The 24,626-nt window shown below is 62.0% G+C and carries 22 protein-coding genes; 11 read left to right on the top strand and 11 right to left on the bottom strand.

All coding sequences use genetic code 11. The features are described 5' to 3' along the window. Nucleotides 1-21: 21 nt before the first annotated feature. The 7 genes from DFO46_RS20005 to DFO46_RS19975 form a co-directional block, all read right to left on the bottom strand. Nucleotides 22-909, bottom strand: coding sequence for an SMP-30/gluconolactonase/LRE family protein (locus DFO46_RS20005; protein WP_120278778.1), 888 nt, complete (start codon nt 907-909; stop codon nt 22-24). Nucleotides 910-933: 24 nt separating this feature from the next. Next, on the bottom strand, nt 934-1,701 hold the full coding sequence (gene otnI / locus DFO46_RS20000; protein WP_120278777.1) for a 2-oxo-tetronate isomerase: 768 nt from the start codon (nt 1,699-1,701) through the stop codon (nt 934-936). 1 nt (nt 1,702) lies between these two features. Next, entirely contained in the window at nt 1,703-2,617 is a 915-nt protein-coding gene (ltnD, locus tag DFO46_RS19995) for an L-threonate dehydrogenase (RefSeq protein WP_120278776.1), read from the bottom strand. Continuing rightward, complete coding sequence (locus DFO46_RS19990; RefSeq protein WP_120278775.1) at nt 2,617-3,591, bottom strand: ABC transporter permease; 975 nt, start codon at nt 3,589-3,591, stop codon at nt 2,617-2,619. The genes ltnD and DFO46_RS19990 overlap by 1 nt, the downstream gene beginning before the upstream one ends. Further along, complete coding sequence (locus DFO46_RS19985) at nt 3,588-4,556, bottom strand: ABC transporter permease (protein ID WP_120278774.1); 969 nt, start codon at nt 4,554-4,556, stop codon at nt 3,588-3,590. Before DFO46_RS19985 ends, DFO46_RS19990 begins: the two co-directional genes overlap by 4 nt. Further along, nucleotides 4,553-6,073, bottom strand: a complete 1,521-nt coding sequence (locus DFO46_RS19980) for a sugar ABC transporter ATP-binding protein (RefSeq protein ID WP_120278773.1) — start codon at nt 6,071-6,073, stop codon at nt 4,553-4,555. The genes DFO46_RS19985 and DFO46_RS19980 overlap by 4 nt, the downstream gene beginning before the upstream one ends. Nucleotides 6,074-6,146: 73 nt before the next feature. Next, the gene (locus tag DFO46_RS19975; RefSeq protein WP_183041970.1) at nt 6,147-7,265 is read right to left on the bottom strand and encodes a sugar ABC transporter substrate-binding protein; all 1,119 of its coding nucleotides are present in this window, start codon (nt 7,263-7,265) and stop codon (nt 6,147-6,149) included. A gap of 198 nt (nt 7,266-7,463) precedes the next feature. On the opposite strand from DFO46_RS19975, the gene DFO46_RS19970 reads away from it, so the two are divergent. The 5 genes from DFO46_RS19970 to DFO46_RS19950 all read left to right on the top strand — a co-directional run bounded on the left by DFO46_RS19970 (nt 7,464) and on the right by DFO46_RS19950 (nt 12,646). Then, nucleotides 7,464-8,465 carry a LacI family DNA-binding transcriptional regulator gene (locus DFO46_RS19970; protein ID WP_120278771.1) on the top strand — a complete coding sequence of 334 codons (1,002 nt, stop codon included), beginning with the start codon at nt 7,464-7,466 and terminating at the stop codon, nt 8,463-8,465. Nucleotides 8,466-8,494: 29 nt separating this feature from the next. Continuing rightward, complete coding sequence (otnK, locus tag DFO46_RS19965; RefSeq protein ID WP_120278770.1) at nt 8,495-9,760, top strand: 3-oxo-tetronate kinase; 1,266 nt, start codon at nt 8,495-8,497, stop codon at nt 9,758-9,760. Next, on the top strand, nt 9,757-10,398 hold the full coding sequence (gene otnC, locus DFO46_RS19960) for a 3-oxo-tetronate 4-phosphate decarboxylase (protein ID WP_120278769.1): 642 nt from the start codon (nt 9,757-9,759) through the stop codon (nt 10,396-10,398). Before otnK ends, otnC begins: the two co-directional genes overlap by 4 nt. Nucleotides 10,399-10,889: 491 nt before the next feature. Next, a complete protein-coding gene (locus DFO46_RS19955; RefSeq protein WP_120278768.1) occupies nt 10,890-11,918 on the top strand; it encodes a four-carbon acid sugar kinase family protein in 1,029 nt (342 codons plus the stop codon). A gap of 2 nt (nt 11,919-11,920) precedes the next feature. Further along, nucleotides 11,921-12,646 (top strand): FadR/GntR family transcriptional regulator, encoded by a 726-nt coding sequence (locus DFO46_RS19950; protein ID WP_120278767.1) that lies wholly within the window; start codon nt 11,921-11,923, stop codon nt 12,644-12,646. A gap of 81 nt (nt 12,647-12,727) precedes the next feature. On the opposite strand, the gene DFO46_RS19945 is transcribed toward DFO46_RS19950, so the two are convergent. From DFO46_RS19945 to DFO46_RS19935, 3 genes are read right to left on the bottom strand one after another with little or no spacing between them, the layout of a single operon-like run. Further along, on the bottom strand, nt 12,728-13,849 hold the full coding sequence (locus DFO46_RS19945) for an iron-containing alcohol dehydrogenase (protein ID WP_120278766.1): 1,122 nt from the start codon (nt 13,847-13,849) through the stop codon (nt 12,728-12,730). Beyond that, nucleotides 13,846-14,802 (bottom strand): 4-hydroxythreonine-4-phosphate dehydrogenase PdxA, encoded by a 957-nt coding sequence (gene pdxA, locus DFO46_RS19940; RefSeq protein ID WP_110792696.1) that lies wholly within the window; start codon nt 14,800-14,802, stop codon nt 13,846-13,848. Before pdxA ends, DFO46_RS19945 begins: the two co-directional genes overlap by 4 nt. Nucleotide 14,803: 1 nt before the next feature. Continuing rightward, nucleotides 14,804-15,994: an exo-alpha-sialidase gene (locus DFO46_RS19935; protein ID WP_120278765.1), complete on the bottom strand. Its 1,191-nt coding sequence runs from the start codon at nt 15,992-15,994 to the stop codon at nt 14,804-14,806. A 233-nt stretch (nt 15,995-16,227) separates the two neighbouring features. On the opposite strand from DFO46_RS19935, the gene DFO46_RS19930 reads away from it, so the two are divergent. The 6 genes from DFO46_RS19930 to DFO46_RS19905 all read left to right on the top strand — a co-directional run bounded on the left by DFO46_RS19930 (nt 16,228) and on the right by DFO46_RS19905 (nt 23,080). After that, a complete protein-coding gene (locus DFO46_RS19930) occupies nt 16,228-17,103 on the top strand; it encodes a DMT family transporter (protein WP_120278764.1) in 876 nt (291 codons plus the stop codon). Nucleotides 17,104-17,126: 23 nt separating this feature from the next. Further along, the gene (locus DFO46_RS19925; protein WP_183041969.1) at nt 17,127-18,626 is read left to right on the top strand and encodes an ABC transporter substrate-binding protein; all 1,500 of its coding nucleotides are present in this window, start codon (nt 17,127-17,129) and stop codon (nt 18,624-18,626) included. An 82-nt stretch (nt 18,627-18,708) separates the two neighbouring features. Then, nucleotides 18,709-19,623 carry an ABC transporter permease gene (locus DFO46_RS19920; RefSeq protein WP_110792692.1) on the top strand — a complete coding sequence of 305 codons (915 nt, stop codon included), beginning with the start codon at nt 18,709-18,711 and terminating at the stop codon, nt 19,621-19,623. Between the two features lie 10 nt (nt 19,624-19,633). Then, complete coding sequence (locus DFO46_RS19915; protein WP_120278762.1) at nt 19,634-20,551, top strand: ABC transporter permease; 918 nt, start codon at nt 19,634-19,636, stop codon at nt 20,549-20,551. Continuing rightward, on the top strand, nt 20,544-22,163 hold the full coding sequence (locus DFO46_RS19910; RefSeq protein ID WP_120278761.1) for an ABC transporter ATP-binding protein: 1,620 nt from the start codon (nt 20,544-20,546) through the stop codon (nt 22,161-22,163). Before DFO46_RS19915 ends, DFO46_RS19910 begins: the two co-directional genes overlap by 8 nt. Before the next feature lie 26 nt (nt 22,164-22,189). Then, a complete protein-coding gene (locus DFO46_RS19905) occupies nt 22,190-23,080 on the top strand; it encodes a dihydrodipicolinate synthase family protein (protein WP_120278760.1) in 891 nt (296 codons plus the stop codon). Nucleotides 23,081-23,120: 40 nt separating this feature from the next. Here DFO46_RS19905 and DFO46_RS19900 read toward each other — a convergent pair whose 3' ends face one another. After that, complete coding sequence (locus tag DFO46_RS19900; RefSeq protein WP_120278759.1) at nt 23,121-24,614, bottom strand: M81 family metallopeptidase; 1,494 nt, start codon at nt 24,612-24,614, stop codon at nt 23,121-23,123. Nucleotides 24,615-24,626: the final 12 nt, after the last annotated feature.

Genomic DNA, 24,626 nt, shown 5'->3' with positions numbered 1-24,626 from the left:
AGGTGAAAGACGCCTGGGATGTCATCCCGTCACGTTGAGATAGACGGCAAAGAGAGAGCGCGTTGCGGTGATGAACAGGCGGTTGTGCTCCGGTCCGCCAAAACAGACATTGCTGACGGTTTCCGGGATCAGGATTTTACCGATCAGCCGGCCATCATGATCGAGGCAATGCACACCATCCCCCGCACTGGTCCAGATGTGCCCTGCCTGATCGATGCGGAGGCCGTCATACATGCCATCCGTGCATTCGCTGAAAATGCGACCCTCATGAAGATTGCCTGCCGGATCAAGGCGATAAGCCATGAGCCGAGCCGGCTGGACGCCGCTGTCGACCACAAAGAGGGTTTGTTCGTCACGCGAGAGGGCAAGTCCATTGGGTTGCTGCAGATCGGTCACCACAGCATCCATCCGCCCGTCAACTTTGAGCCGGTAGACATTGCGGCTTCCGATTTCGCTTTCTGCACGCGATCCTTCGTAAGGCGTGGAGATGCCGTAGGTCGGATCCGTGAACCAGACAGTGCCGTTGCTGTCCGCAATGACGTCGTTAGGCGAGTTCAACCTTTTGCCACCAAAGCTGTCAGCAAGCACCGTCAGGCTGCCTTCGTGTTCACGGCGGGTGACCCGGCGCTCAAGATGCTCGCAGGATATCACTCTCCCTTCGCGGTCGAGTGTATGGCCATTGGCAAAGTTGGATGGGGCTTCGAAAGTCGCGACAGTGTCGTTGACCTCGTCGTATCGCAGCACCCGATTGTTCGGGATGTCCGAGATGAGCAGATGCCGTGCCGCCGGCACATAGACCGGCCCCTCCAGCCAGCGTCCGCCGGTATAGAGCAGGTCGACATGCACATTCGGCAGGATCAGCGATTTGAAGGCCGGGTCAATGATCTCAAACGAATCCGTGTAACGCATGCAGCCCAAGCTCCCCTGATGCGATCAAACTTTTGACATCCAGCCCAGCCCCTCGCGGGTGCCGGCGGCCGGGCGATATTCGCAGCCCACATAACCCTGGTAGCCGATCGCATCGATCTCCGCGAAGATCCTGCGGTCGTCGAGTTCACCGGTGAGCGGTTCGTGGCGATCGGGCACCGAGGCGATCTGGATATGACCGATGATCGGCGCCATCTGCCGGAGCGACATGATCACGTCGCCATGCAGGATCTGCCGGTGGTACACGTCGAACTGCAGTTTCACATGCGGTGCGTCGACCTCGGCGATGAAGTCCAGGGCGCGGTTGAAATCGTTGAGGAAGTAGCCCGGCATGTCGCGGCCGTTGATCGGCTCGATGACGAGCCCGATACCGGCTTCGCCCGTGCGGTCAGCAGCACGCTGCAGGTTGTCCCGATAGGTGGCGATGGCTTGCGGATCCGTCGCCGGCGCCAGACCGGCCATCATATGCAGGAGCGGCGTGCCGATCACCTTCGCATAGGCGATGGCCGTATCCAGCGCGGATGCGAAATCGGCTTCGCGTCCCGGCAGCGCTGCCATGCCGCGCTCGCCTGCCGCCCAGTCTCCGGGCGGCATGTTGAACAGCGCCTGGGCAAGGCCAGCTGCTTGCAGCCGCTCGGCGACGATCTCGGCCGGATGGTCATAAGGAAAGAGATATTCCACCGCCTTGAAGCCGCTCTCCGCTGCGGCCGCGAAACGATCGAGGAAGGGTACCTCATTGAACATCATCGACAGGTTGGCGGCGAATTTCGGCATGTCAGTCCTCGTCCTCCATGCCCGGCAGTTTGAGGCCAGCGACTTTCGCCAGCAGGCGGGCGACCGAGCTGTCGTCGTCGCGCCCCATGCCGGCGGCTTCGGTCATGATGAAGAGCTGAAGCGCTGCACTGGCGATCGGCAGAGGAAATTTCGACTGGCGGCCGATATCCGAGACGATGCCAAGATCCTTCGTGAAGATCGCGACCGCGCTGTGCGGCGTGTAGTCTCCTTCCAGCACATGCGGGATGCGGTTTTCGAACATCCAGCTGTTGCCGGCAGATTTGGTGATGACGTCGAAGACGCGGGAAATATCGAGATCCATGCTCTTGGCGAAGGTGATCGCCTCGCAGGCGGCGGCGATGTGCACGCCGGCCAGCAGCTGGTTGACGATCTTGAAGGAGGAGCCGATGCCCGGCTGGTCACCGAGTTCGTAGACCGTACCGGCCATGGCATCGAGCGCCGAACGGGCGGCAGCGAAAGCGTCAGACGAGCCTGAGGCCATGAAGGTCAACTGTCCGGCTTCGGCCTTTTTCGAGCCGCCGCTGATCGGGCCGTCCACATAGAGCAGGCCGGCTTCCTCGACGCGGGCGGCAAAGCGCTTCGCTTCTGCCGGCGAGATCGTTGCGCAGGCGATCACGACGCCACCCGGTTTCATGGCGGCGACCACGCCGTTTTCGCCGAAGAGCACCGTTTCCGTCTGCGCAGCGTTCACCACCACGATGACGGCGACATCGGCGCGGATGGCAGCATCACCGGGATTGCTGGACGCACTGCCGCCGGCCGCCTCAAGCGCTTTCAGGGCGTCGGCACTGATGTCATATCCCCGCACGGCATGTCCGGCCCGCAGCAATGAGCGGGCCATGCCGAGGCCCATGGAACCGAGGCCGACCACGGCGACGGACGAATGATGAGACATCAGCGAAAGCTCCTTTTGTAGCCACGGATCAAAAGCATGGCCAGAATGATGGCACCGAAGACGATCTGCCGAAAGGCTTCAGGCATCTGCAGCACCGAGAGGATCGAGGACAGCAAGGTGATGAAGATGGCACCGACGATCGTGCCACCATAACCACCCTGCCCGCCCATGATCGACGTGCCCCCGATGACCACGGCGGTAATCACTGGGAGCATATAGGGGTCGCCCATGCCCTGATAGGCCTGGTTGGCATAACCGGCGAGCAGGATCGCGCCGATCGCGGTAAAGACGCCGGCGACCACGAAGGTGAGCGTGGTGACAAGCCGCACGCGGATACCGGAGAGGTAGACGGCCTTTTCCGAATTACCCATGGCAATCAGATACTTGCCGTAGACGGTCCGGTGCAGGAGATAAGCCATGGCCACCATGACCGCCAGCCAGAACAGAAAGGCGTTGGGGATGCCAAAACTGCGCTCCAGCGACAAGGTGATGGAGAGCGGAGGGGCAAGTCCGCGCGGCTTGAAGCCACCGGTAAAGAAGACCACGGAGCCGATCAACATCGAGTTCATCGCCAGTGTCCAGACCATTGACGGCAATCGCAGGAAGGCAACGCCAATGCCGTTGATCAGGCCAATCAGGGCACCGGTGAGGAGGCCGATGGGGATGGCCAGCGTGGCCAGTGCAGGGTCCTGCGAGCCGGCAATCGTCGTTGTCACGATGGCGATCGAGGTAATCGCTGCCGGCACCGAGAGGTCGATATGCCCGAGCAGGATCACAAGCGTAGCGCCGGCGGCGATGATGCCGAGGAAGGAGGCGATCTGCAATTGCTGCAGCAGGTAACCTGCGGTCAAAAATGCCGGCAGGATGATCCCGCCTACGGCGAGCAAAAGACCGCAGCCGATTGCGACGACGAGGACAGCCGGATCGACGGGTAGGCTCGGCCTGGATGGCCTTGAAAGCGCGCGGTCGGTCATTGGGCGAACAACTTCAGTTTGTTGCGAACGCGCAGCACGCCGATGGAACCGAAGGCGATCGCGAGCGCAAGGATCAGCCCCTCGAAGAAAGGCTGGGCGAGAGGAGGAAGGCCGGAGAAGAACATCAGCGAAGCGACGGTCTTCAGAAGCATGGCACCGACCGCGACGCCGATTGCCGTGCCGATGCCTCCGGCAAGCGAAACGCCGCCAAGCACGATCGCTGCGATCGAATTCAGCGTATAGGTCGGGCCGATGCCGGCATCCCCTGTCATGGTGACCATCGAGACATAAAGGCCGGCCATTCCGGCCATAAGACCTCCGAGCACGTGGGCCGAGATGCGCATCGACGTCGTGTTGATGCCGGTCAACTGGGCGGAGTGTTCATTTGCCCCGAGCGCCTTCAACGCCATGCCGAAACTCGTCTTTCGCAGCACGATGGTGATGATCAGCACCGTGGCGATGATCAGCAGAAGCGAGGTGGGAACCGGACCGATTGCATAGGTGAAGGCATCGGAGAGTTCCGAATTCACACCGCCGCCTGGCGTGGGCCGCAGATAAAGCGCGATGCCGGAATAGATGGCCCCTGTGGCCAGCGTTGCAACGATCGGCGGCACGTTGCCGAAACAGACAAACAGCCCGGTGAAGAGCCCGCAGGCCATGCCGACCAGGAGCACGGCAGCCATGCCGAAGACAAGCGATCCACCTTCGCCGGCCAGTACGAAGGAAGCCGTGACGTTGGTGAGTGCCACCACCGCACCGACCGAGAGATCGATGCCGCGGACCAGAACCACGAAGAACTGGGCGAAGGCGGCAAAGACCAGGAGCGCAGACTGGTTGGACCAGATCGTCAGCACATAGGTGGAAAGACCGCGCGGATGGGTGGCGATGTAGAGCACAAAAAGTGCGATGAAGGCGATGGTCGGGATAATGACGCGCAGGTTGCGTCGGATGTAGAGCGCGGTCATGACACGGTCTCCGGCGCGGGTGTGGCAGTGCTGAGGCCCATGGCCGCTGAAATCAGGTTTTCAGGCGTCAGCGTGTCTGCGCTCAGTTCGCGGGCAATCCGGCCGCGATAGAAGACCGCGACCCGGTCGCAGAGATGCACAAGCTCCTCATAGTCCGTCGATTGCATGACGATGGCGATGCCCTGTCCGGCAAGGTCGGTGAGCAGGCGGTAGATCTGTGCCTTGGTCTTGACGTCGATGCCGCGGGTCGGATCGAGCAGCAGCAGGCAGCGTGGGCCAAGCGCCAGCCATTTGGCAAGCAGCACCTTCTGCTGGTTGCCACCCGACAGCGACATGACGGGATCGGAGAGCTGGCCATAGGTCAACTCAAGCCGCTCAAGAAGGGCGAGGCAGCGGGCGTCCAGCGCTTCGCCGTCTGCGTGAAGTCCGATGCCGGCAAGCCGCATGTTGTCGGATATCGACAGCGGCTGAATCATGCCTTCTGTCTTGCGGTCCTCGGGTACCAGCGCGATGCCGATATCCGGCGACTTCGACCGATGCGGCGAGCGGTGCTCGTAGGGCTTTCCAGCAAGTTCGATCGAGCCACCGACGCCCGACAGCGTGCCGAAGATCGCTTCGAGAACACGCTGCTGGCCCTGCCCTTCCAGGCCGCCGAGACCATAGATCTCACCGGGCCTTACGGTGAAGCTGACATCGAACAATTCTCCGGCGAAGGACAAGTCCTTGACGGAGAGAAGCGGAGCAAGACTTGCCGACACCGCCGGGCGTGGCGGTGGGAAGAGGCGATCCATGGTCTCACCGATCATCAGTGAAACGATACTCTGGTTGTCCAGGCTGCCAGCCGGGAACGTGCGGACATGCTGCCCGGCACGGAAGACCGAGATCGTGTCGGCGAGTGCCTCGACCTCGTGAAACCGATGGGAAATGAAGAGGATGCAACACCCCTCGTCGCGCAGCTTGCGAATAACCGTGAACACCTTTTCGACGGCTGAGGCGCCGAGTGCAGATGTCGCCTCGTCAAGGATGAGAAGCCGTGGCTTCTGATAGAGCGCCTTGGCGATCTCCACCCGCTGCCGATCGGCGAGCGACAGTTCTTCAACCGGCGTATCGAGGGAAATGCTCTCGGCACCAATGAGGTCGAGCGCCGCGCGTGCTTCTTCATAAGCCCTGGCCAGCATGAAGCCGAGCCGCGTCTGCGGGCGGGCAAGCGTGATGTTGTCGCCGACGGAGAGTGTCGGCAGCAGCGACAACTCCTGGAACATGCAGACGATACCGGCGGCCGAGGCCTGGCGCGTTCCGGAAAACCGGATGGAGCGGCCTTCGAGGCGGATCTCGCCCGTCGTCGGCTGGATGGCCCCGGAAAGCAGTTTCATCAGGGTCGATTTGCCGGCGCCGTTTTCGCCAAGAATGGCGTGCACGGAGCCCGGCCGGGCGGAGAAATCGATCGTCTTCAGGGCCTGGATCGGCCCATAGGATTTGGAAATCCCCGATAGCTCGATCAGTGGAGCTGTCGTCATTCTGGCATGTCCTGGTAGGGGTCGGGCGGCGGCGCCCTATGAGGTATCAGGCACCGCCGTCTGACTGGGAGGATCAGGTGTTATCGGGGGTCTGGCCGAGCAGTTCTTCCGGTGTGAAGACCGGGAAGCAGTTCGCGTAGCCTGTCGTCGTGTAGAACGTGTCCGGCAGGTTCGGGAAGTAGTCGGTACCTTCCTTCAGTTCCGAATTGTCCTTGTTCGGGATCGGCAGGAAGACCTTCTGCGGCAGGGCATTGCCTTCGAGCAGCGAGACGGCGGCTTCGAGTGCGACGGCGGACATGACCGGCGCCTGGGCTGCAGTCACGCCCGGATACTTGCCTTCGGCGATCAGCTTGCGGGCACCATTGCCGGCATCGCCACCGATCGGAACAACCGGATGACCGGCATTCTTCATGGCGTTCAGTGCACCAATCGTGCCTTCCTGAACCATGACGCCGTCAAAGTTGCCGTTGGTGGCGATGGCGTCTGCAGTCACCTTCTGCACGGTGCCGGCGTCCCAATTGCCGACCACCTGGACGACCTTGAGGCCCGGATGCTTGTCGAGCACGGAACGCATGCCGAGATGGTTGTCACGATCGGTCGCATTGCCCGGCAGGCCGGAGACCTCCAGCACGCTGCCTTCGACCTTGCCCTTGGCCTTTTCGATTTCGCGCACGACAGCTTCCGCCTTCATCGCGCCGAGCTCGAACTGGTTTTCGTTCACCTGCACGATGGCATCGGTGTCGAGCACGTTGTCGAAGGGCACGAGCACGGTGCCAGCCTGTTCAGCGCGCTTGATGACGGACGAAAATGCGGTCGGATTGACGGCGATGAAGCTGATCGCGTCGTAGCCGGCGGCGATGAAGTTGTCGATCGCGGCGATCTGGGCAGCGCTGTCATTGCCGACAGAAACAACGGTGAATTCTGACAGCTTTGCCTTGTTTTCCGGACGAGCAGCCCAAGCCTTGGCGCCCTGGATGGCGGTGACGCGCCAGTCGTTGCCGGCAAAGCCGTTGACGAAGGCGACCTTGTAGGGGCCGTCGCGCCTTTCGTACTTGATGACCTTGGCATTGTCGGGTGCTGCAGAGAAGCACTCCGGACGATAGGTCTCCTCGGCACGGACGGCCGAAGTGAAACTGAAGGCGCAGAGCATCGCGGCCGACGCGGCAAGCGCGGCCTTGTTAAAGGTTCTCACGGTGAACTCCTCCCGAAGTGAAATCTCCCAGAAAGCGCTTATCTCAGCGCTAACATAATTTTTTAAGCACATCCTCTAGCCAGGATCAAGCGAAATATGTTAGCGCTGAGATAAAGTTTGTGACACCATCGCAAACTGCATGATCAGGTGCCGCCTTGTTGCGAAATTGAACAATGCGGCAGTGGGGAGAGGGAAACGATGCAGCCGGAGACGCCGACGCTGACGCATGTGGCTCGGCTGGCGAATGTCAGCGAGAACACCGTGTCGCGGGTCATCCGCAACAAGGGATCGATTGCGGAGGAGACCCGCAAGCGCGTGCTCGATGCCATCGATACGCTGGGATATGTGCCCAATCGAGCGGCGGGCTCCCTCGCCTCCTCGGCCTCGCTGATCATTGGCGTCATCCTGCCCTCTCTCTCCAACATCGTTTTTCCCGAAGTGCTGCGCGGCATTCATGCCGCTCTCGCCGACACACCGTTCCAGCCGATGATTGGTGTGACCGACTACGACCTCCACAAGGAGCAGCAACTCGTCTCATCCCTGCTCGCCTGGCAGCCGACGGCCCTGATCACAACCGGCTTCGAACACACAGACGCTGCGCGCCGGATGCTGGAAAACAGCCGGATCCGGATCGCCGAACTGATGGACATCGACGATACGCCGATCGATCTTGCCGTGGGCCTTTCCCATCGCCGCGCTGGCCGTGCAACAGCCGAGCATCTTGTGCGTCGGGGCTACAGCCGGATCGGCTATGTCGGTCACGACTGGACGGCCGACCGGCGTGCCCGGGCCCGCTATGACGGCATATGCGAGGCGCTGTCCGAGGCAGGCCTTTCGCTCGCCGTCGAGAAGCTTCATGACGGCCCGAGCTCGACGATTGCGGGGCGCGATACGCTGGCTGCGCTCTTGGCCGATGGCGCAATGGCCGATGCGATCATCTTTTCCAACGACGACATGGCGGTTGGCGGCTTCATGCATTGCCTGGCCGCCGGGATCCCGGTGCCGGAGCGGCTCGCGCTCTTCGGCTTCAACGGGCTGGAGATCGGCCAGGCCCTGCCGAAACCGCTCTCAACCGTACGCTCGAACCGCTTCAACATCGGCAAGACGGCCGTCGAAGCACTTCTGTCCCAGGCCGAGCGACCGAGCGTGCCCGAGATCATAGACACCGGATTTGCCATCATCGACGGCGCGACGGCCTGACGCCGCGCGCCCCTTTACCGGAGACTGCCATGCTTTTGGGCGCCATTGCCGACGACCTGACCGGAGCCACCGACCTTGCGCTCATGCTGTCGCGGGAGGGCATGCGGACCATCCAGACGATCGGCGTCCCGCCGGCCGGGCTTGATCTTGCAGACGCCGACGCTGTCGTGGTCGCCCTGAAGTCGCGCACCAACCCGGCCACTGAAGCCGTCGCCATGTCGCTTGAGGCGCTCGCCTTCCTGCAGTCGGCCGGCGCACGACAAATCCTGTTCAAATACTGCTCGACCTTCGATTCCAGTCCGGCCGGCAATATCGGCCCCGTGACCGAGGCGCTGATGAAGACACTCGGCACGGATCTGACGATCGTCTGCCCGGCCTTTCCGGCGAACGGCCGTACGATCTACAAGGGCCATCTCTTCGTCGGCGACCAGTTGCTGTCCGACAGCCCGATGCGCAATCATCCGCTCACCCCGATGACCGACAGCTCGCTGGTTCGCCTGATGGCGGGCCAATCGCAGCTGAAGGTGGGATTGGTGACCCGCGAGACGGTCGCCCAGGGGGCATCGGCAGTTTCCAAGGCCTTCGCGGCGGCGCGTGGCAAGGGCGAGCAAGCCCTGGTCGTCGATGCGCTGACCGATGGCGATCTGAGGGTGATCGGCGAGGCTGCAGCAGGACTGAGCTTGATCACCGGTGGCTCGGGCGTCGCGCTTGGCCTGCCAGAAAATTTCCGCCGCGCTGGACTTCTGCGACCTGCCGGCGACCAGTCCGCCTTCACGGCACCGCCCGGCCGGTCGATGATCCTTGCCGGGTCCTGTTCGGAAGCAACGCGTGGTCAGATCCGCACCGCGATCGAGGCAGGGGTTCCGACGCTCAAGCTCGACCCGATGGCGATTGCCGAGGGGCGTTTCCAGGTCGAGGAGGCTCTTTCGTGGGCGTTGGCTCAGTCGGCAAGGGCGCCGCTGATCTACTCGAGTGCGGAGCCGGACGAAGTAAAGGCCGCGCAGGCCACGCTTGGCCGTGAGAGAGCCGGTTCGCTGATCGAGCATTTCCTGGCCGAGACGGCGCTCGGCCTCAAGGCTGCCGGGGTCCGGCGCCTGATCGTCGCCGGTGGCGAAACATCCGGTGCTGTCGTCGGTGCGCTGGCGCCCGCTGCACTGTTCATCGGACCAGAAATCGATCCTGGTGTGCCCTGGACGCTGACCCTCGGGCAGACAGAGCCGATGGCTCTGGCGCTCAAGTCCGGCAACTTCGGCGCGCCCGATTTCTTCCTCAAGGCCTGGGACCTCTTGTCATGACATCAGTTCTTTCCGAAGAAACCCGCCTGCGCGACGAGATCGCCGAAGTCGGCAAATCCCTCTTCGACCGCTGCTTCACCTTCGGCTCGACCGGCAATATCAGCGCGCGCCTGTCGAGCGGCGAGATGCTGATGACGCCGACCAATGCCTCGATGGGATCGCTCGATCCGGCTCGGCTGTCGAAGTTCTCTGCCGAAGGCGTGCATGTCGGCGGCGACAAGCCGACCAAGGAGGCCTTCCTGCACCAGTGCATGTACTGCGCCCGCGAAAGCTCGGGCGCTGTCGTCCATCTGCACTCGACCCATGCCGTGGCTGTCAGCATTCTTGATGGTCTCGATCCCGAGAACGTTCTGCCGCCGCTCACCGCCTATTACGTGATGCGTGTCGGTCGACTTCCGCTTGCACCCTACTTTCCGCCTGGCGACGTGGCTCTCGCGGAGGCCGTTCGCGACAGGGCCGCGCAAAGCCACGCCGTGCTCCTGGCCAATCACGGCCCGGTCGTTGCGGGCAAGACGTTGAAAGAAGCCCAATATGCCATGGAGGAACTGGAGGAGACCGCCAAGCTCTTCCTGATGCTGCGCGGCGAGAAGACGAGGCCCCTGACGGCGTCACAGGCCGATGCCCTGCGCTCGTCATAATGCTCCCCATAGCAGCCTAAACCTCGACGCTGCCCGGACGCGTTTGCGGCAAGACGCAGATTGACACCGCGTCCGACATCCAGACGATCAGCCTGACATCCGCGAGGTGGTTTTACCATTCGAGCCCGTCAGGCGCCCACCCCCGAGCCAGCAAGGCGGGTCACGCGCAGATCTCCAATCTGCTCGGCCATTCCGATCAAAGTCGCCCAGCCGGCATAACAGACATTCGGGACTTCAGACGGTGCATCGCCTCACCTCTGCGCAAAAGCGCGATATCGGCGAAGGCTTGACATCATCGCAACCAAATTTCGGCTTCGCTGAATGAGCGGGCGTGCGCGGCTTTGCCAAGATGCTCATCCCGCTGCTCCGCCTTCATTCATTCCCACGATCAGAGTAGGACACCATCGGTCTAAATTTGTTATTGATCTGTTGCATCATTCTGAAAACACGTTCATATTTCTCTACAGAAGATAACAACAAGGAGATTTCGGGTGCTCGTCATCGTTGCCGACGATCTCACAGGTGCCCTGGATACAGCCGCCCCCTTTGCCGCAAGGGGACTGCACACAGAGGTCGTGCTGAACGCCGCCGCAGTCGCCCAGAGGCTGCCCTTGTCGCCGGATGTTCTCGCGATCAATCTGGCATCACGTGAGCGATCTTCAGAAGAGGCGTTTCAGTCGATGCGCCATGTTGTGCAACAGCTGCCTCCGCATGCTCGCCTGTTCAAGAAAATCGACTCCCGCTTGAAGGGCCACATCTCCCCGGAGCTGGACGCCATTTCCTATCGAAAAGCCCTGGTCGCACCCGCTATCCCGGCATTCGGACGGATGGTGCGGAACGGTCATGTCGAGGGCTTTGGCGTTGCGAACCCGATTTCGATCGTCAATGTGCTTCGGCACCACGCCGCCTGCGCAACCGTTCCCGATACGTTAAAGGACGATGATCTGCTGGCCGCATTGGAAACGGCCGAAGCCGGCGGCGTCGATCTTCTCGTCGGCGCACGGGGGCTGGCTGAGGCGCTGGCGCGCCAGATGACGGGGCAGTCCGAGGCCGGGTTCGTCGCTCCGCCGGAAGGGCCGGGCCTGCTTGTCATCGGCTCGCATGATCGGATCACGGTCGAGCAGGTGGAGCAATTGCGGCAACTCGATACGGTTGCCTATCACCCCGCTCCGAACGGCGTCATGGCGCCGGCCACATCGAATTCGGCGCAGATTGCCGTGGTGCAGGCGACTGAGGGCGCGGTTTCCATTTCCTCGGAAGAGGTTTCGGACAACCTTGCAACCAGTGTCCATCCGCATATGACCCGGACGGCACGGACCTTGCTGTTGTGTGGCGGTGCGACAGCCGAAGCCGTTCTTGCGCGCATGGGAATCCACTCCTTTCGGCTGCAGGGAGAATGCTTGCCGGGGCTCGGGCTGGCCTATGCCGACAGTCAATGTATCATAGCCAAATCCGGCGGATTCGGGGGGCCGGACACACTGGTAACGCTTGCGCGACATCTGGGCGGAGGCAGGGGCTGACAATGGGACTGCAAAGCGGAACTGCACGAAAGAGCCTGGCGGATCTTGTATTTGAGCGCATGCACCGCGCGATCAAGTCAGGCTCCTACCAGTCGGACGAGCGACTACCCACAGAACATGATCTGGCGATCGAGTTCGAGGTTTCGCGGCCGATTGTTCGAGAGGCTCTGCGCCGACTTCGCGAGCAGGGGTTGATCTATTCGCGCCGCGGGGCGGGCAGTTTCGTGCGTTCCGTCGGCATGAAACAACCATTGGGCTTCGGGCAACTCGAGAACGTGGCCGATCTCCTGAACTGCTACGAGTTTCGCATGACGCTGGAGCCGGCCGCCGCCGAAGCTGCCGCCATGCGCCACACACCCGGTGCGCTTTCCGCGATCCGCGAAGCGCTGGAGCTGATGCGGGACGCGACCAACAGGCAGGCACACCGCGAGGATGCCGATTTTCAGTTTCACCTCGCTATCGCACGGGCTGCCAACAACACCTATTTCTCAACCGCCATGGAAGCCCTGAAGGATCACATCGCGGTTGGCATGCGCTTCCATGGTGTTTCGGTCAAACGCGACAATGCGGGGCTTTCGCGGGTATTTGCCGAGCACGAGGCAATTGCCGAAGCAATCGCTTCGGGACAAGGAGCGCGCGCGAAAGAGCTGATGCACGCGCATCTCACAGGCTCCCGTGCCCGTCTTTTTCAGGCGAGCGCATCGCTGGCGCCGGTGAGCGATGAATGAGCTGATCTCGTCCCGGCCCCATGTCCGGGAACGCCAGAGGACTGCGTCGTCCGTGATCCACTTCAGCGTCGATGAATGCCGTCAGTAGGCGGCCTTGTAGACAGCCAGCACATCCGCAACCGACATTTCCGCCGGATTGTTGTCCATCAGGCGACGATTGGCATGGGCTTCCGCAGCGTAACCTGCCAGGTCGTCTTCCTTCGCGCCATGGCGGGAGAGTTGCATCTCGATGTTCAAATCCGTGCAGAAGCGGCAGGCCTGTTCCAGGAGAGCGTCGGGCGAGCTCGCACCGAAGCCGAGGGCCTCGGCCACCTCTGCCGTCTTGTCGCGCACGACCGGCTGGTTGAAGGCGAGCACATGCGGGAATACGATGGCGTTGGCCAGCCCATGCGGCAGGCCAAGGCGGGTGCCGAGCGGATAGGCGATGGCGTGGCCGGCTGCGGTGTTGACGGGGCCGAGGCAGATGCCACCGTAATAGGAGGCAAGCATCATGCCTTCACGGGCCTCGGTGTCCGATCCATCCTTGACGGCCCGAGCGAGATATTTGCCAACGAGGCGGAAACCCATGCGGGCAAAGCCGTCGATCATCGGATGCGCGCGCTTGTTGGTAAAGGCCTCAACGCAATGGGCCATGGCATCGACACCGGTCGCGGCAGTGACGGCGGGCGGAACGGTGAAGGTGAGTTGCGGGTCAAGCACGGCCACATCGGCAATCATGTGCGGGCTTTCGACCGCAATCTTCGCGCCCTTGACCGGATCGGTGATGAGGGAGCGAATGCCGGCTTCGGATCCGGTTCCGGCTGTGGTTGCGACCTGGATCAAGCGGACATTGCGACCGGCGACCTTGTTGGGGCCAGCAACATCGGCCAGAGTCTGCTCGCTGTCCCAAAGCACAGCGACGAGCTTGGCCACATCAAGGACCGAGCCGCCGCCGAGGCCGACAACGACCTGGGGCTTCACCCGGCGAGCAGTCGTGAGCGCCGCTTCGAGAGTGGCCACGTCCGGTTCCCCCGGAATCGCATCGAAGATCTCGATCTTGCCCGGCAGTTTCAGCCGGTCAATGAAGCCTGCGGTGATTGGGGTGGCGATGACCAGAGTGGATGTGGCGTCGGAAACGAGGCCGCCGACGTCTCCGATCGTGCCTGCGCCGACGATCAGCCGGCGTGGCTGGTGAAGGGTGATGGATGCGGTCATCGAGGTCATCCTTGCTTGGCTTTGCCGGCGACCAGCTTGCGGGCATAGGCGATGGCAGAATTCATGTTGCCGTGGTTGGCGATACCCTTGCCGGCGATATCGAAGGCAGTGCCATGGTCGACTGAGGTGCGGTCGATCGGCAGCTCGACCGAGACGTTGACGGCCGTATCGAAGGCGACGAGCTTAATCGGGATGTGGCCCTGATCGTGATATTGCGCGACCACGAGGTCGAAAGCGCCGGAATAGGCGCGGTGGAAAACGGTATCGGCAGAGATGGGACCGTGGACGTCGATGCCCTCCGCGCGTGCGGCCGCGACTGCCGGTGCGATCTGGTCATCGTCTTCGGTGCCGAAGAGGCCGTTTTCGCCGCAATGCGGATTGACGCCGGCGACCGCGATGCGTGGTTTGTCGTAGCCGATGCGTTTCAAGTGGTCATTTCCGGCCTTGATGGTGGCCAGCACGCGCTCGGTCGTTGCCCGGCGGATCGCTTCCTGCAGCGAGACATGGGTCGAGACATGGATGACCTTCAGGCGCTCAGAGGCGAGCAGCATATAGGCGGCTTTCGAGCCGGTGAGGCTGCGCAGCATGCCGGTGTGGCCGTCATAATGGTGGCCGGCCAGGTTCAGGGCTTCCTTGTTGATCGGGGCTGTCACGATGCAGTCGATCGTTCCAGCCTCGGCATCGCGGACTGCCTTTTCGATGAAGCGAAACGCTGCGTCGCCAGCAACCGGGCTCAGGGTTCCCCAGGGGAGCGGCGCGCCTTCCACCTCGATGTCGACGACATTCGGCACGAGATCAAGGGTGAGGCCAAGCGCGTCCCGCGCTGCATTCAAGGTCGCGAGATTGCCGTAGATGCGCGTGGCCGCACGATCTTCCGCAGTCATCTCGGCCAGGGCGCGGACCGAGATCTCGGGGCCAACGCCGCAAGGATCGCCCATGGTGATGCCGATTATGCCGCTCATGTCATTCTCCGTTTTCGGGACGATCCCAGCCGGGGGCCAGCCGGACATATTTGATCGCGCGTCGGTGATAGGTGTAGGCGATATGGAGCGATCCATCCTGGCCGGCCAGCAGCCAGGGATAGGACATTTCCTTGTTTCGCCCATCGGTGGAATCGTTCGACAGACAGGTTCCTGGTCCATCCTCAATCACGATCCGTTGCGGGAAGGTCAATCCGCCATCGCTTGAGATGCAGACAGTGACCGGAGCACGCGGCACTCCCCAGATGGGGGCGCAGCCCCCGGTCGGGTCCGCCTCCGGCCTGTCGTCTTCCTCTCCGAGTTCGTCGTAGAGGGAGGTGCGACGGTCCGGGGAGGCCGCGGCATTGACGGGATTGCAGATGATTGCAACGCGTCCGTCGTTCAAAGCAATCGCTGCGATGGAGGAATTGTTGTTCGGCAGGTCGGTCGGTGCCGGATTGCTCCAGCTCCGGCCTTCGTCGGCGCTCTCCGTCCGGTAGACGAAGTCTGCCTGGCGACGCCGAAAGAAGGCAGCGATCGTGTTTTCGCCGAGCGTGACGGGCGACATGTGCACGCAGCCGGTCGACTGATCGAGTTCCTCCAGCCGCCAGCTTGTCCCGCCATCTTCGCTTACGCCGACGGCGGCGGTGTCATGGCTGCCGTTCCACTTCTGGCCGGGTCGGGGGATGCAGCGGAAGATCGGCAAGAGCCAGGCGCCGTCGGTCCGGATGACCACCGGAGCCCGCACGAAGCTGCCGCGCGGCAGATCGAGATAGTGGCCTTCAGCTGCGGTCAATCGGGTCGGGTCGGCGGCGTCGGTCGTGACCTCGGTCATGCGGATCCGGCACTCGTCCTGGTTTCCCGAAGGCTGCGAGGTGTGGAACAGAAGTAGCCGCCCATCGGGGGCTGCAAACAGCACAGGGTTCTGCTCGGAATGGTCAGGGTCGCCGCTCAATCGTTGCGGCGGGCCCCAGCTGTCCGCGCCTTGCGCGAGGACCGAAGCGTAGATCGAAATGTCCGACTTTCCTTCGAGTGATCCTCCGAACCAGGCGCAGATCAGGCTGCCATCCGCCTGCACGTGCAGGAAGGATGCATGGTTCTGCACCATCGGAGACGGAAGATAGGCTTCCGTGCGTACGGCATCGATGGTTGCAAGCGCGCCGGTCATGCGCCGGGCAATATCATCAGGGGTCATGAAGTCGCTCCTCTTGCCCATCGAGATCGACTTTTTTCGCAAAGTTGTCAAGTTTGCTTATGTTGTAATTTGCGGGATTTGATCTCCGTGCGATTTTTATCTCTTTGAAAAAACGTGATTAAATTTGATGTTTGGATTTTGCATATTTTTACATTGGGAAATCATTTGACAAAGATTGCTGGAAGTTGGATGTTTTATGCATGCCGACGTGGAGGTCGGTCCGGGAGGATTGCATGCGTGCAGAAGGGAAAAGCGAGCGGGTGACCGCTGCCGTGCTCTTCGCAGTCGGGGCTGCGGCGCTGGCTGCATCCGATGCCGTCATCGTGCGTGCGCTGGATGGTGCCGTGCATCCCTTCGTGATTGCATTCTTCCGGGCGTTGTTTGGCGTCCTCATGCTCTTGCCCTTCGTTGTTCTGCGGCCCCAGGTTCTGCAATCGACGCATACGCTCGGCCAGCACGCCGTTCGCGCGCTGTTCAAGCTTTTCGCAATGGTCGCCTTCTTCGCCGCCTTCAGCATGGGGCCGCTCGCGGACGTTACGGCGATTGCCTTCATGTCACCGATCTTCGTTGTGCTTGGCGCTGCGGTTCTTCTGGGAGAACGGCCCGGTCTTTCGATGTTTCTTGCCGTCGTGGTTGGCTTCTCGGGTGCCATGGTCATTGTCGGCCCGTCGCCGTCGGGATTTACGCTCGCGGTTGGGCTCGCTCTGGGTGGCGCGCTTCTGCAGGCCGCCATCCAGCTGATCCTCAAGTCCATGTCACGCGGTGACACGACGTCGACGCTGGTCGTCTGGAATCTTCTGTTGACCGTGCCGATTTCGCTGGCGCTCGCCGTGCCCTTTTTCGCCATGCCGGGAAACCGCGAGCTTGCGCTGCTCGCCCTGCAGGGCGTGGTCGGTACCAGTTGCATGGGCCTGATGACGCATGCCATGTCGCTTGCCCCCGCCAGCATCGTCGCGCCGGTCGACTTTCTGCGGCTGCCACTGGTGGCCTTCGGCGGTTTTGCCTTGTTCAACGAAACCATCGCCCTGACCACCGTGGTCGGTGCGGTCCTGATCTGCCTCGCCGCGCTTATGGCTGCGCGCTCGCGAGGCGTGAAAGCTTCAAACTGAATTCATCTGGGAGGAGAATGAAAATGAGAAAGACTGCATTGCTTTGTGCCCTCGTCATGGGCACGTCCCTGTCGCCAGTCTATGCCGGTTCCGGCCCGATCAAGGTCGTGCTCGCCGAAGAGGCCGATCTTCTTGAGCCTTGCATGGCGACGCGCTCGAACATCGGCCGTATCATCATGGAGAATGTCAGCGAAACGCTGACTGAGCTCGATGTGCGCGGCGGTACCGGCGTTCAGCCGCGTCTCGCCGAGAAGTGGGAGCAGAATGCCGACGGCAGCTGGCGCTTCCATCTGCGTCAGGGCGTCAAGTTCTCCGACGGCACCGCCTTCGATGCCAAGGACGTCAAGCACAGCTTTGACCGCATCATGAGCGACAAGAACACCTGCGAATCCCGTCGTTACTTCGGCGGCATGACGGTCACGCCGACCGTCGTCGACGACTACACGGTTGATTTCAAGGCCGATCCGGTCCAGCCGATCCTGCCGCTGCTGCTCACGCTCGTGACCATCGTGCCTGAGGAAACGCCGCTTGAATTCGTTCGCGAACCTGTGGGCACCGGCCCGTACAAGCTTTCCAACTGGACACCCGGCCAGCAGATCGTTCTGACCAGCCGCGACGACTATTGGGGCGCGAAGCCCGAGGTGACCGAGGCAACTTACCTGTTCCGTGCTGATCCGGCTGTTCGCGCCGCCATGGTTCAGGCCGGTGAAGCCGATCTTTCGCCGTCAATCTCTCAGGTCGAGGCGACCAATCCGGCAACCGATTTCTCCTATCTCGATAGCGAAACCGTCTATCTGCGCATCGATCACAACATCGAACCGCTGAACGATGTCCGCATCCGTCGGGCCTTGAACCTTGCTATCGATCGCCAGGCCTTCCTCGGTACACTGCTGCCGGAGAGCGCTCTGCTGGCAACCGCCATCGTGCCCCCGCCGACACTCGGCTGGAACAAGGACGTCAAGGTTCCGGCCTATGATCCCGAAGCGGCCAAGAAGCTGATCGAAGAGGCGAAGGCTGATGGCGTGAAGGTTGATACGCCGATCACCATCATCGCCCGCTCCGCCAACTTCCCGAACGTCACCGAGATCATGGAAGCGATCCAGCAGCAGCTGCAGGAAGTCGGTCTGAAGGTCGAGCTGAAGTTCGTCGAAGTCGCCGAGCACGAGCAGTATTACTCGAAGCCTTTCGCTGAAGGCCGTGGTCCGCAGCTGGTTGCAGCCATGCATGACAACTCGAAGGGTGATCCGTCCTTCTCGATGTTCTTCAAGTATGCGACTGAAGGTACCCAGTCGGGCTTCTCCGATCCCAAGGTCGACGACCTGATCAAACGTGCGTCGGCTGCCGTCGGTGACGAGCGCGCGAAGCTCTGGTCGGAACTGATCGCCTATCTGCATGACGATGTGGTTGCCGATGTGCTTCTCTTCCATATGGTCGGCTTCTCGCGTGTCTCCGAGCGCCTGGACTTCAAGCCAACGATGGCGACGAATTCCATGCTCCAGCTCTCCGAGATCAAGATCAAGTAATTGTCGGGCGGCAATCGCCGCCCGTCCCAAGGCAAGTCATGCGGCGGGATGATCCCGCCGCATCGTTTTCTTCGAGGGCGCCATGCTGAGCTTCATCCGAAAACGCGCCGTGGCCAGTCTGATCTCTCTGATCGGGCTGGTGGTCATGGTTTTCTTCCTCTCCCGTCTGACCGGTGATCCGGCAGCGCTCTTCCTGCCGGTCGAGGCATCGGAAGAGATGAAGAACCAGTTCCGGGAACTGCATGGCCTGAACGATCCGCTGCTGGTGCAGTTCGGTCGCTATGTCGGCGACGTCGTGACCGGCGATCTCGGCGAGTCCCTGCGCAAGGCACGACCGGCGCTCGACGTGGTGCTTGAGGCCTTCGTCTGGACGCTGTGGCTTGCCGTCATCACCATGAGTCTCGTCACCGCAGCCGCCATCGTTGTCGGCTCGCTCGCCGCCTTTCGCGCCGGTGGTTTCTTCGATCGCTTCTCGTCGATCGTCTCGCTGGTCGGTGCTTCCGTTCCGGATTTCTGGCTGGCGATCGTCGCGATCGTCATCTTCGCGGTGAACCTCTCCTGGCTGCCGACCTCGGGCACGGGGTCGATCTGGCACTGGATCCTGCCGATCGGCGTGCTCTTCGTCCGGCCTTTCGGCATCATCGTGCAGGTGGTGCGGGGCTCGATGATCTCGGCGCTCTCATCCGCTTACGTGAAAACCGCGCGTGCCAAGGGCGTGAAATCGACCCCAATCATCTTCGTCCATGCACTGCGCAATGCCATGCTGCCCGTCATCACCGTCATCGGCGACCAGGCGGCCAGTCTGCTCAACGGCGCCGTCATCATCGAAACCATCTTCGGCTTTCCGGGCGTCGGCAAGCTGATGATCGATTCCATCCTGCAGCGCGACTTCAACGTGGTGCTGGCTGCAATCCTCGTGACGGCTCTCGCCATCTTTCTCATGAACCTGCTGATCGATCTCGCTTACGCGCTTCTCGATCCGCGTATCAGGAACTGAGGAGAAGACGATGTCCCTCGACGCCACCGCCGTCATTGACGAGCCTCCCTTCTTCAAGCGCATGGTCCGCATGTTGCTCGCCGACAAGTTCGCACTCTGTGCTGCGATCTTTCTGCTGATCATTGTGCTCATGGCGATCATTGGCCCGAGCTGGCTTGGTGATCTCGCGACGAAGCAGAACCTGCGCGGCCGCAACGCAGCACCCTTCGATTTCGACAAGGCCTGGGTCTGGTGGATGGGCGCTGATGCGCTCGGTCGGCCGCTGCTGGCACGTATTATCGTGGCCACGCAGAACACGATCATGGTCGCGGCCGGTGCCGTGTTGATTTCGGCGGTGACCGGAACGGTTCTCGGCCTGATCGCCGGCTTTTCCTCACCTCGGATCAGTCAGATCATCATGCGTCTTGCGGACGTGATCATGTCCTTTCCCTCGCTGCTGATTGCGGTCATCGTGCTCTACATTCTGGGCTCGTCCATCCTCAACCTGATGATGGTGCTCGCCATCACCCGCATCCCCGTCTATCTGCGCACGACACGGGCCGAGGTGCTGGAGATCCGCGAGCGCATGTTCGTGCAGGCGGCGCGCGTCATGGGCGCGTCCAGCAAGCGCATCGTCTTCCGGCATATCCTGCCGGTGGTGCTTCCAACGCTCACCACGCTCGCCACCCTCGACTTCGCTTATGTGATGCTGGCGGAAAGTGCGCTTTCCTTCCTCGGTATCGGCATTCAGCCGCCGGAGATCACCTGGGGTCTGATGATCAGCCAGGGACGGCAGTACCTTACCAATGCCTGGTGGCTGTCCTTCTGGCCGGGGCTCGCGATCATCCTCACGACGATGTCGCTGAACCTTCTGTCCAATTGGCTGCGGATTGCGCTCGATCCGGTGCAGCGCTGGCGTCTGGAAATGAAAGGGGCCAAGAATGGCTGACCACCTTCTCGAAGTCCGCAACCTCTCCGTCGAGTTCCATACAGCCGTCGGCGTGGTCAAGGCCGTGCGTGATATGTCCTATCATCTCGACCGCGGCGAGACGCTGGCGATCCTGGGTGAAAGCGGTTCGGGCAAGTCGGTCTCATCGTCGGCGATCATGAACCTGATCGACATGCCGCCGGGGCGTATCTCGTCCGGCGAAATTCTCCTCGACGGCGTCGATCTTCTGAAGATGCCACTGGCTGAGCGGCGCGAGATCAACGGGCGCCGTATCGCCATGATCTTCCAGGATCCGCTCAGCCATCTCAATCCGGTCTACACCGTCGGCTGGCAGATCCGCGAGGCGCTGACGACGCATGGCACGGACAGCACAAAAGCCCAGGCCGAGGCGCTTCGGCTCCTCGGACGCGTCGGCATTCCAGAGCCGCAACATGCGCTCGACAAATACCCGCATGAATTTTCCGGTGGCCAGCGACAGCGCGTGATGATCGCGATGGCACTTGCGCTTCGACCCGATCTTCTGATCGCGGATGAGCCGACCACCGCGCTCGATGTCACCGTGCAGGCCGAAGTGCTGGCACTTCTCAAGGAGTTGCAGCGCGAAACCGGAATGGCCGTTCTCATCATCACGCATGATCTCGGCGTCGTCGCCGAGATCGCGGACCGTGTCGTGGTCATGGAAAAGGGTGTTCTGGTCGAGGCCGGCACGGTGCGCGAGGTCTACAAGAACCCGCAGCATCCTTACACCAAGAAGCTGATCGCGGCAGCGCCGGGCAAAGGCGAAATGCATCAGCCGCTGAAGGGTGCCGAACCCGTGCTCAGCGTGCGGGACGTGCACAAGACCTACGGCGCGTTCGCCGCGCTGAAGGGCGTGTCCTTCGATCTGCTGGCGGGCGAGACGTTGGCCGTGGTGGGCGAAAGCGGCTCGGGCAAGTCGACGCTCGCCCGCATTCTTCTGCGACTCGATGAGCCGGATTCCGGCTCTGCACACTGGAAGGGCCGCGACCTTTTCACCCTGTCGCCCGCCGAACTCTACAAGCTGCGCCGCGATCTGCAGATGGTGTTCCAGGATCCGACGCAGTCGCTGAACCCGCGCATGACGGTCTATCAGCTGATCTCGGAAGCCTGGATCATCCACCCCGATATCCTGCCGAAAGCGAAGTGGCGGGAGCGGGTCGCTGAACTGCTGACCCAGGTCGGGCTCGGCCCGGAGCATATGGGTCGTTATCCGCACCAGTTTTCCGGTGGCCAGCGCCAGCGCATCGCCATTGCCCGGGCTCTGGCGCTCGAACCGCAGCTGATCATCTGCGACGAGGCCGTGTCGGCCCTCGACGTGTCGGTCCAGGCGCAGGTCATCGCGCTCCTCGACAGGCTGCGCCGCGACATGGGCATCGCCTTCATCTTCATCGCCCATGACCTGCCCGTGGTGCGCGACTTTGCCGACCATGTGATGGTCATGCAGAAGGGCGAGGTCGTCGAACTCGGAACGGTGCGCGAGATCTTCGAGACCCCGCAGAAACCCTATACCCAGGCGCTGCTTGCTGCAGGGCTTGATCCCGATCCCGACGTTCAGGCGCAAAATCGCGCTGCCCGTCTCAGCCGCGCCTCGTAAGTCAGACAATTCCGGAGAACACCACCATGTCGAAAAAGGCCTTCGTCGCGCTCGTCACCTGCTTCAACGAGAACGAGACGATCAATTACGAAGCCACGCGCGCGCAGGTCCGCCGTCAGGTGGCCGCCGGCAACAACATCATGTGCGCCGGCACCAATGGGGATTTCACCGCGCTCACCTTCGAGGAGAAAGTGAGGCTCGCGGAAGCTGTGATCGACGAGGTCGGCGGCAAGGTCGACGTCATCGTCAATGCGGGCATGCCGGCCACTTTCGAGACGATCAAGCTTGCGAAGGAATTCGACCGGATCGGCGTGACGGCCATCGCCGTCATCACGCCCTTCTTCATCGCCTGCACGCAGGATGGCCTCATCCGCCACTTCTCGACGGTTGCCGATGCCGTGAACACGCCAATCTATCTCTACGATATCCCGGCCCGCACGCAGAACCACATCGAGCCGGAGACGGCCCGCAAACTCGCCGCCCATGGCAATATCGCCGGAATCAAGGATTCGGGCGGCGCGAAGGAAACGCTGGAAGCCTATCTCGCCGTCTCCCGCGACATACCGGGTTTCGACGTCTATTCCGGTCCTGATCACCTGGTGCTCTGGGCGCTACAGAACGGTGCTGCCGGCTGCATTTCCGGTCTCGGCAATGCGCTGCCGGAGGTTCTGGCTGGAATTTTGAAAGGCTACAACACCGGCGACATCGCGGAAGCCGAGAGACAGCAGGCGGTCTTCACAGCCTTCCGCACCGATCTCTATGCGCTCGGCTTTGCCCCTGCCATGGTCAAGCGGGCGCTCTTCTTGCAAGACGCCTCGGTCGGTGCCAGCCGCCAACCGGCGCTTCTGCCGGATCCGGAACAGGATGCGAAGATCGCGGAAATCCTGCGTCGCTTCGGTATGACCGCGAACGCCTGAAGTGCGCTTGCGGCATCCGTCGGCTCGCTGAAGAATTTGCTTACTTGTCCAAGGGCCAAATCGGTCGTCGAACGCGGACATAGGGGCGAAGTTCTGCCCGCGGTGTCGCAAGGGCGCCGCTATCGCAGACGATCACCTTGGCCGCGAGAGGCTCGAAAGCAGCGCGGAAGTGCTGCATCGACTTGACCACCAGGAAGCGAAGGCGTGTCGGCTCGATGCCGAAAGCGCGGACCTGTTGCAAATCAAGCATCTGACCCGGAATGCTCACCACGAGAATGTCGATGCCGGCGACCCTGAATACGGCTGTGGGTCCAAAGCTGTGTGTGATCCCGCCCAGGATGGGCCCGTCACCAGTGTAGGAACCATCGGACAGACACATGATCTGGCCGGTCAGCGTCAGCGGCCCGCCCCCGAAGGTCGGGTCGACCTTGCCGCCCAGTTCCAGCGTTACGGTATCGCACGCGCGATGGCGATGCAGAAGCGCTGCCGCCTCCGGATCAATGATCGGAGCAAAGGCGCCCTGTGTTGCACCTGCCGCCAGCAATGCCTGAAGCAGGGCCGTGGCGTCCCCATAGGCCCCTGCCCCGGGATTGTCAGCGTAGTCGGCGATGACGAGAGGGCGGCCCGACAACTCAAAGTCTTTGGCGATGCCTGCCGCGTCCGCCGGGGACAGAAAGTCATTGGCGACCTGCTCACGCTGCTCCCAAATCGTCGCCGCCAGACCATCGGCGATAACCTGGGCCCGTGTTTGTGTTCCGGCTGTGGCTTCATCATAGGTCACCAGCACGGTTGCTCCGGCTTCCTCGATGTCCGCCTCGGCAAATCCGGCATTGATCGATACCGCGAGGATTCCGGGCTCTTGCTCGTGCAATCGAGCGCGGTCGTAAAGAGCCTTGGTTTCCGTCACGTCCGTGCGCCCAGCATTCGCTTCGTCGAGCATCGGGATATGAACGCGCAGCGTTCGTGGGTGAATGGTACCGGCCAGGACCCTGTGCAGCAGTCGCCCGGCCTGGCAACCGATCTCGCGCATGTCGATATGGGGATAGGTCTTGTAGGAGACGAAGATCTGCGCCTGGCTGACCATCAGCGGTGTCGCCATCGCATGCAGATCGAGCGTGACCGCGATGGGCAGGTCCGGTCCGACGATCGCTCGAATCCGGCTGAGCAGTTCGCCTTCACCATCCTCGCAAAAATCCGGGACCATCGAACCATGCAGGGCAAGCAATATGCCGTCCAGATCCTCGCCTTCCTCGCGGGCCGCATCGCAGATCAGCCCGGCAATATGATCAAACGCCTCTCGCGACACGCGTGCGCCCGGTGTGGCATGGGCAGACACCACGTGCCTTATACTCCAGCCTGCCTCGCGTCCTGCATCGAGGAAGCCCGCAATCTCTGCATTGACGTCGCCGAATCTCTCGATTGCAGCTCGGCCCAGGTCGAGCGTTTCGCGTCGAAAGGCATCGAGATCAGTCTTACCCTTCTTGAAGGTATTGCTTTCATGGACGAATTCGGCAGTCAGGACGCGAAAAGACATGAGGATATCCAG

It is taken from the genome of Rhizobium sp. AG855 (assembly GCF_003610655.1).
In the GTDB taxonomy this organism is placed as follows: Bacteria; Pseudomonadota; Alphaproteobacteria; order Rhizobiales; family Rhizobiaceae; genus Allorhizobium; species Allorhizobium wuzhouense.
Note: the sequence above shows the minus strand (reverse complement) of the source record. Positions and strands in the feature narration are given on the sequence as shown.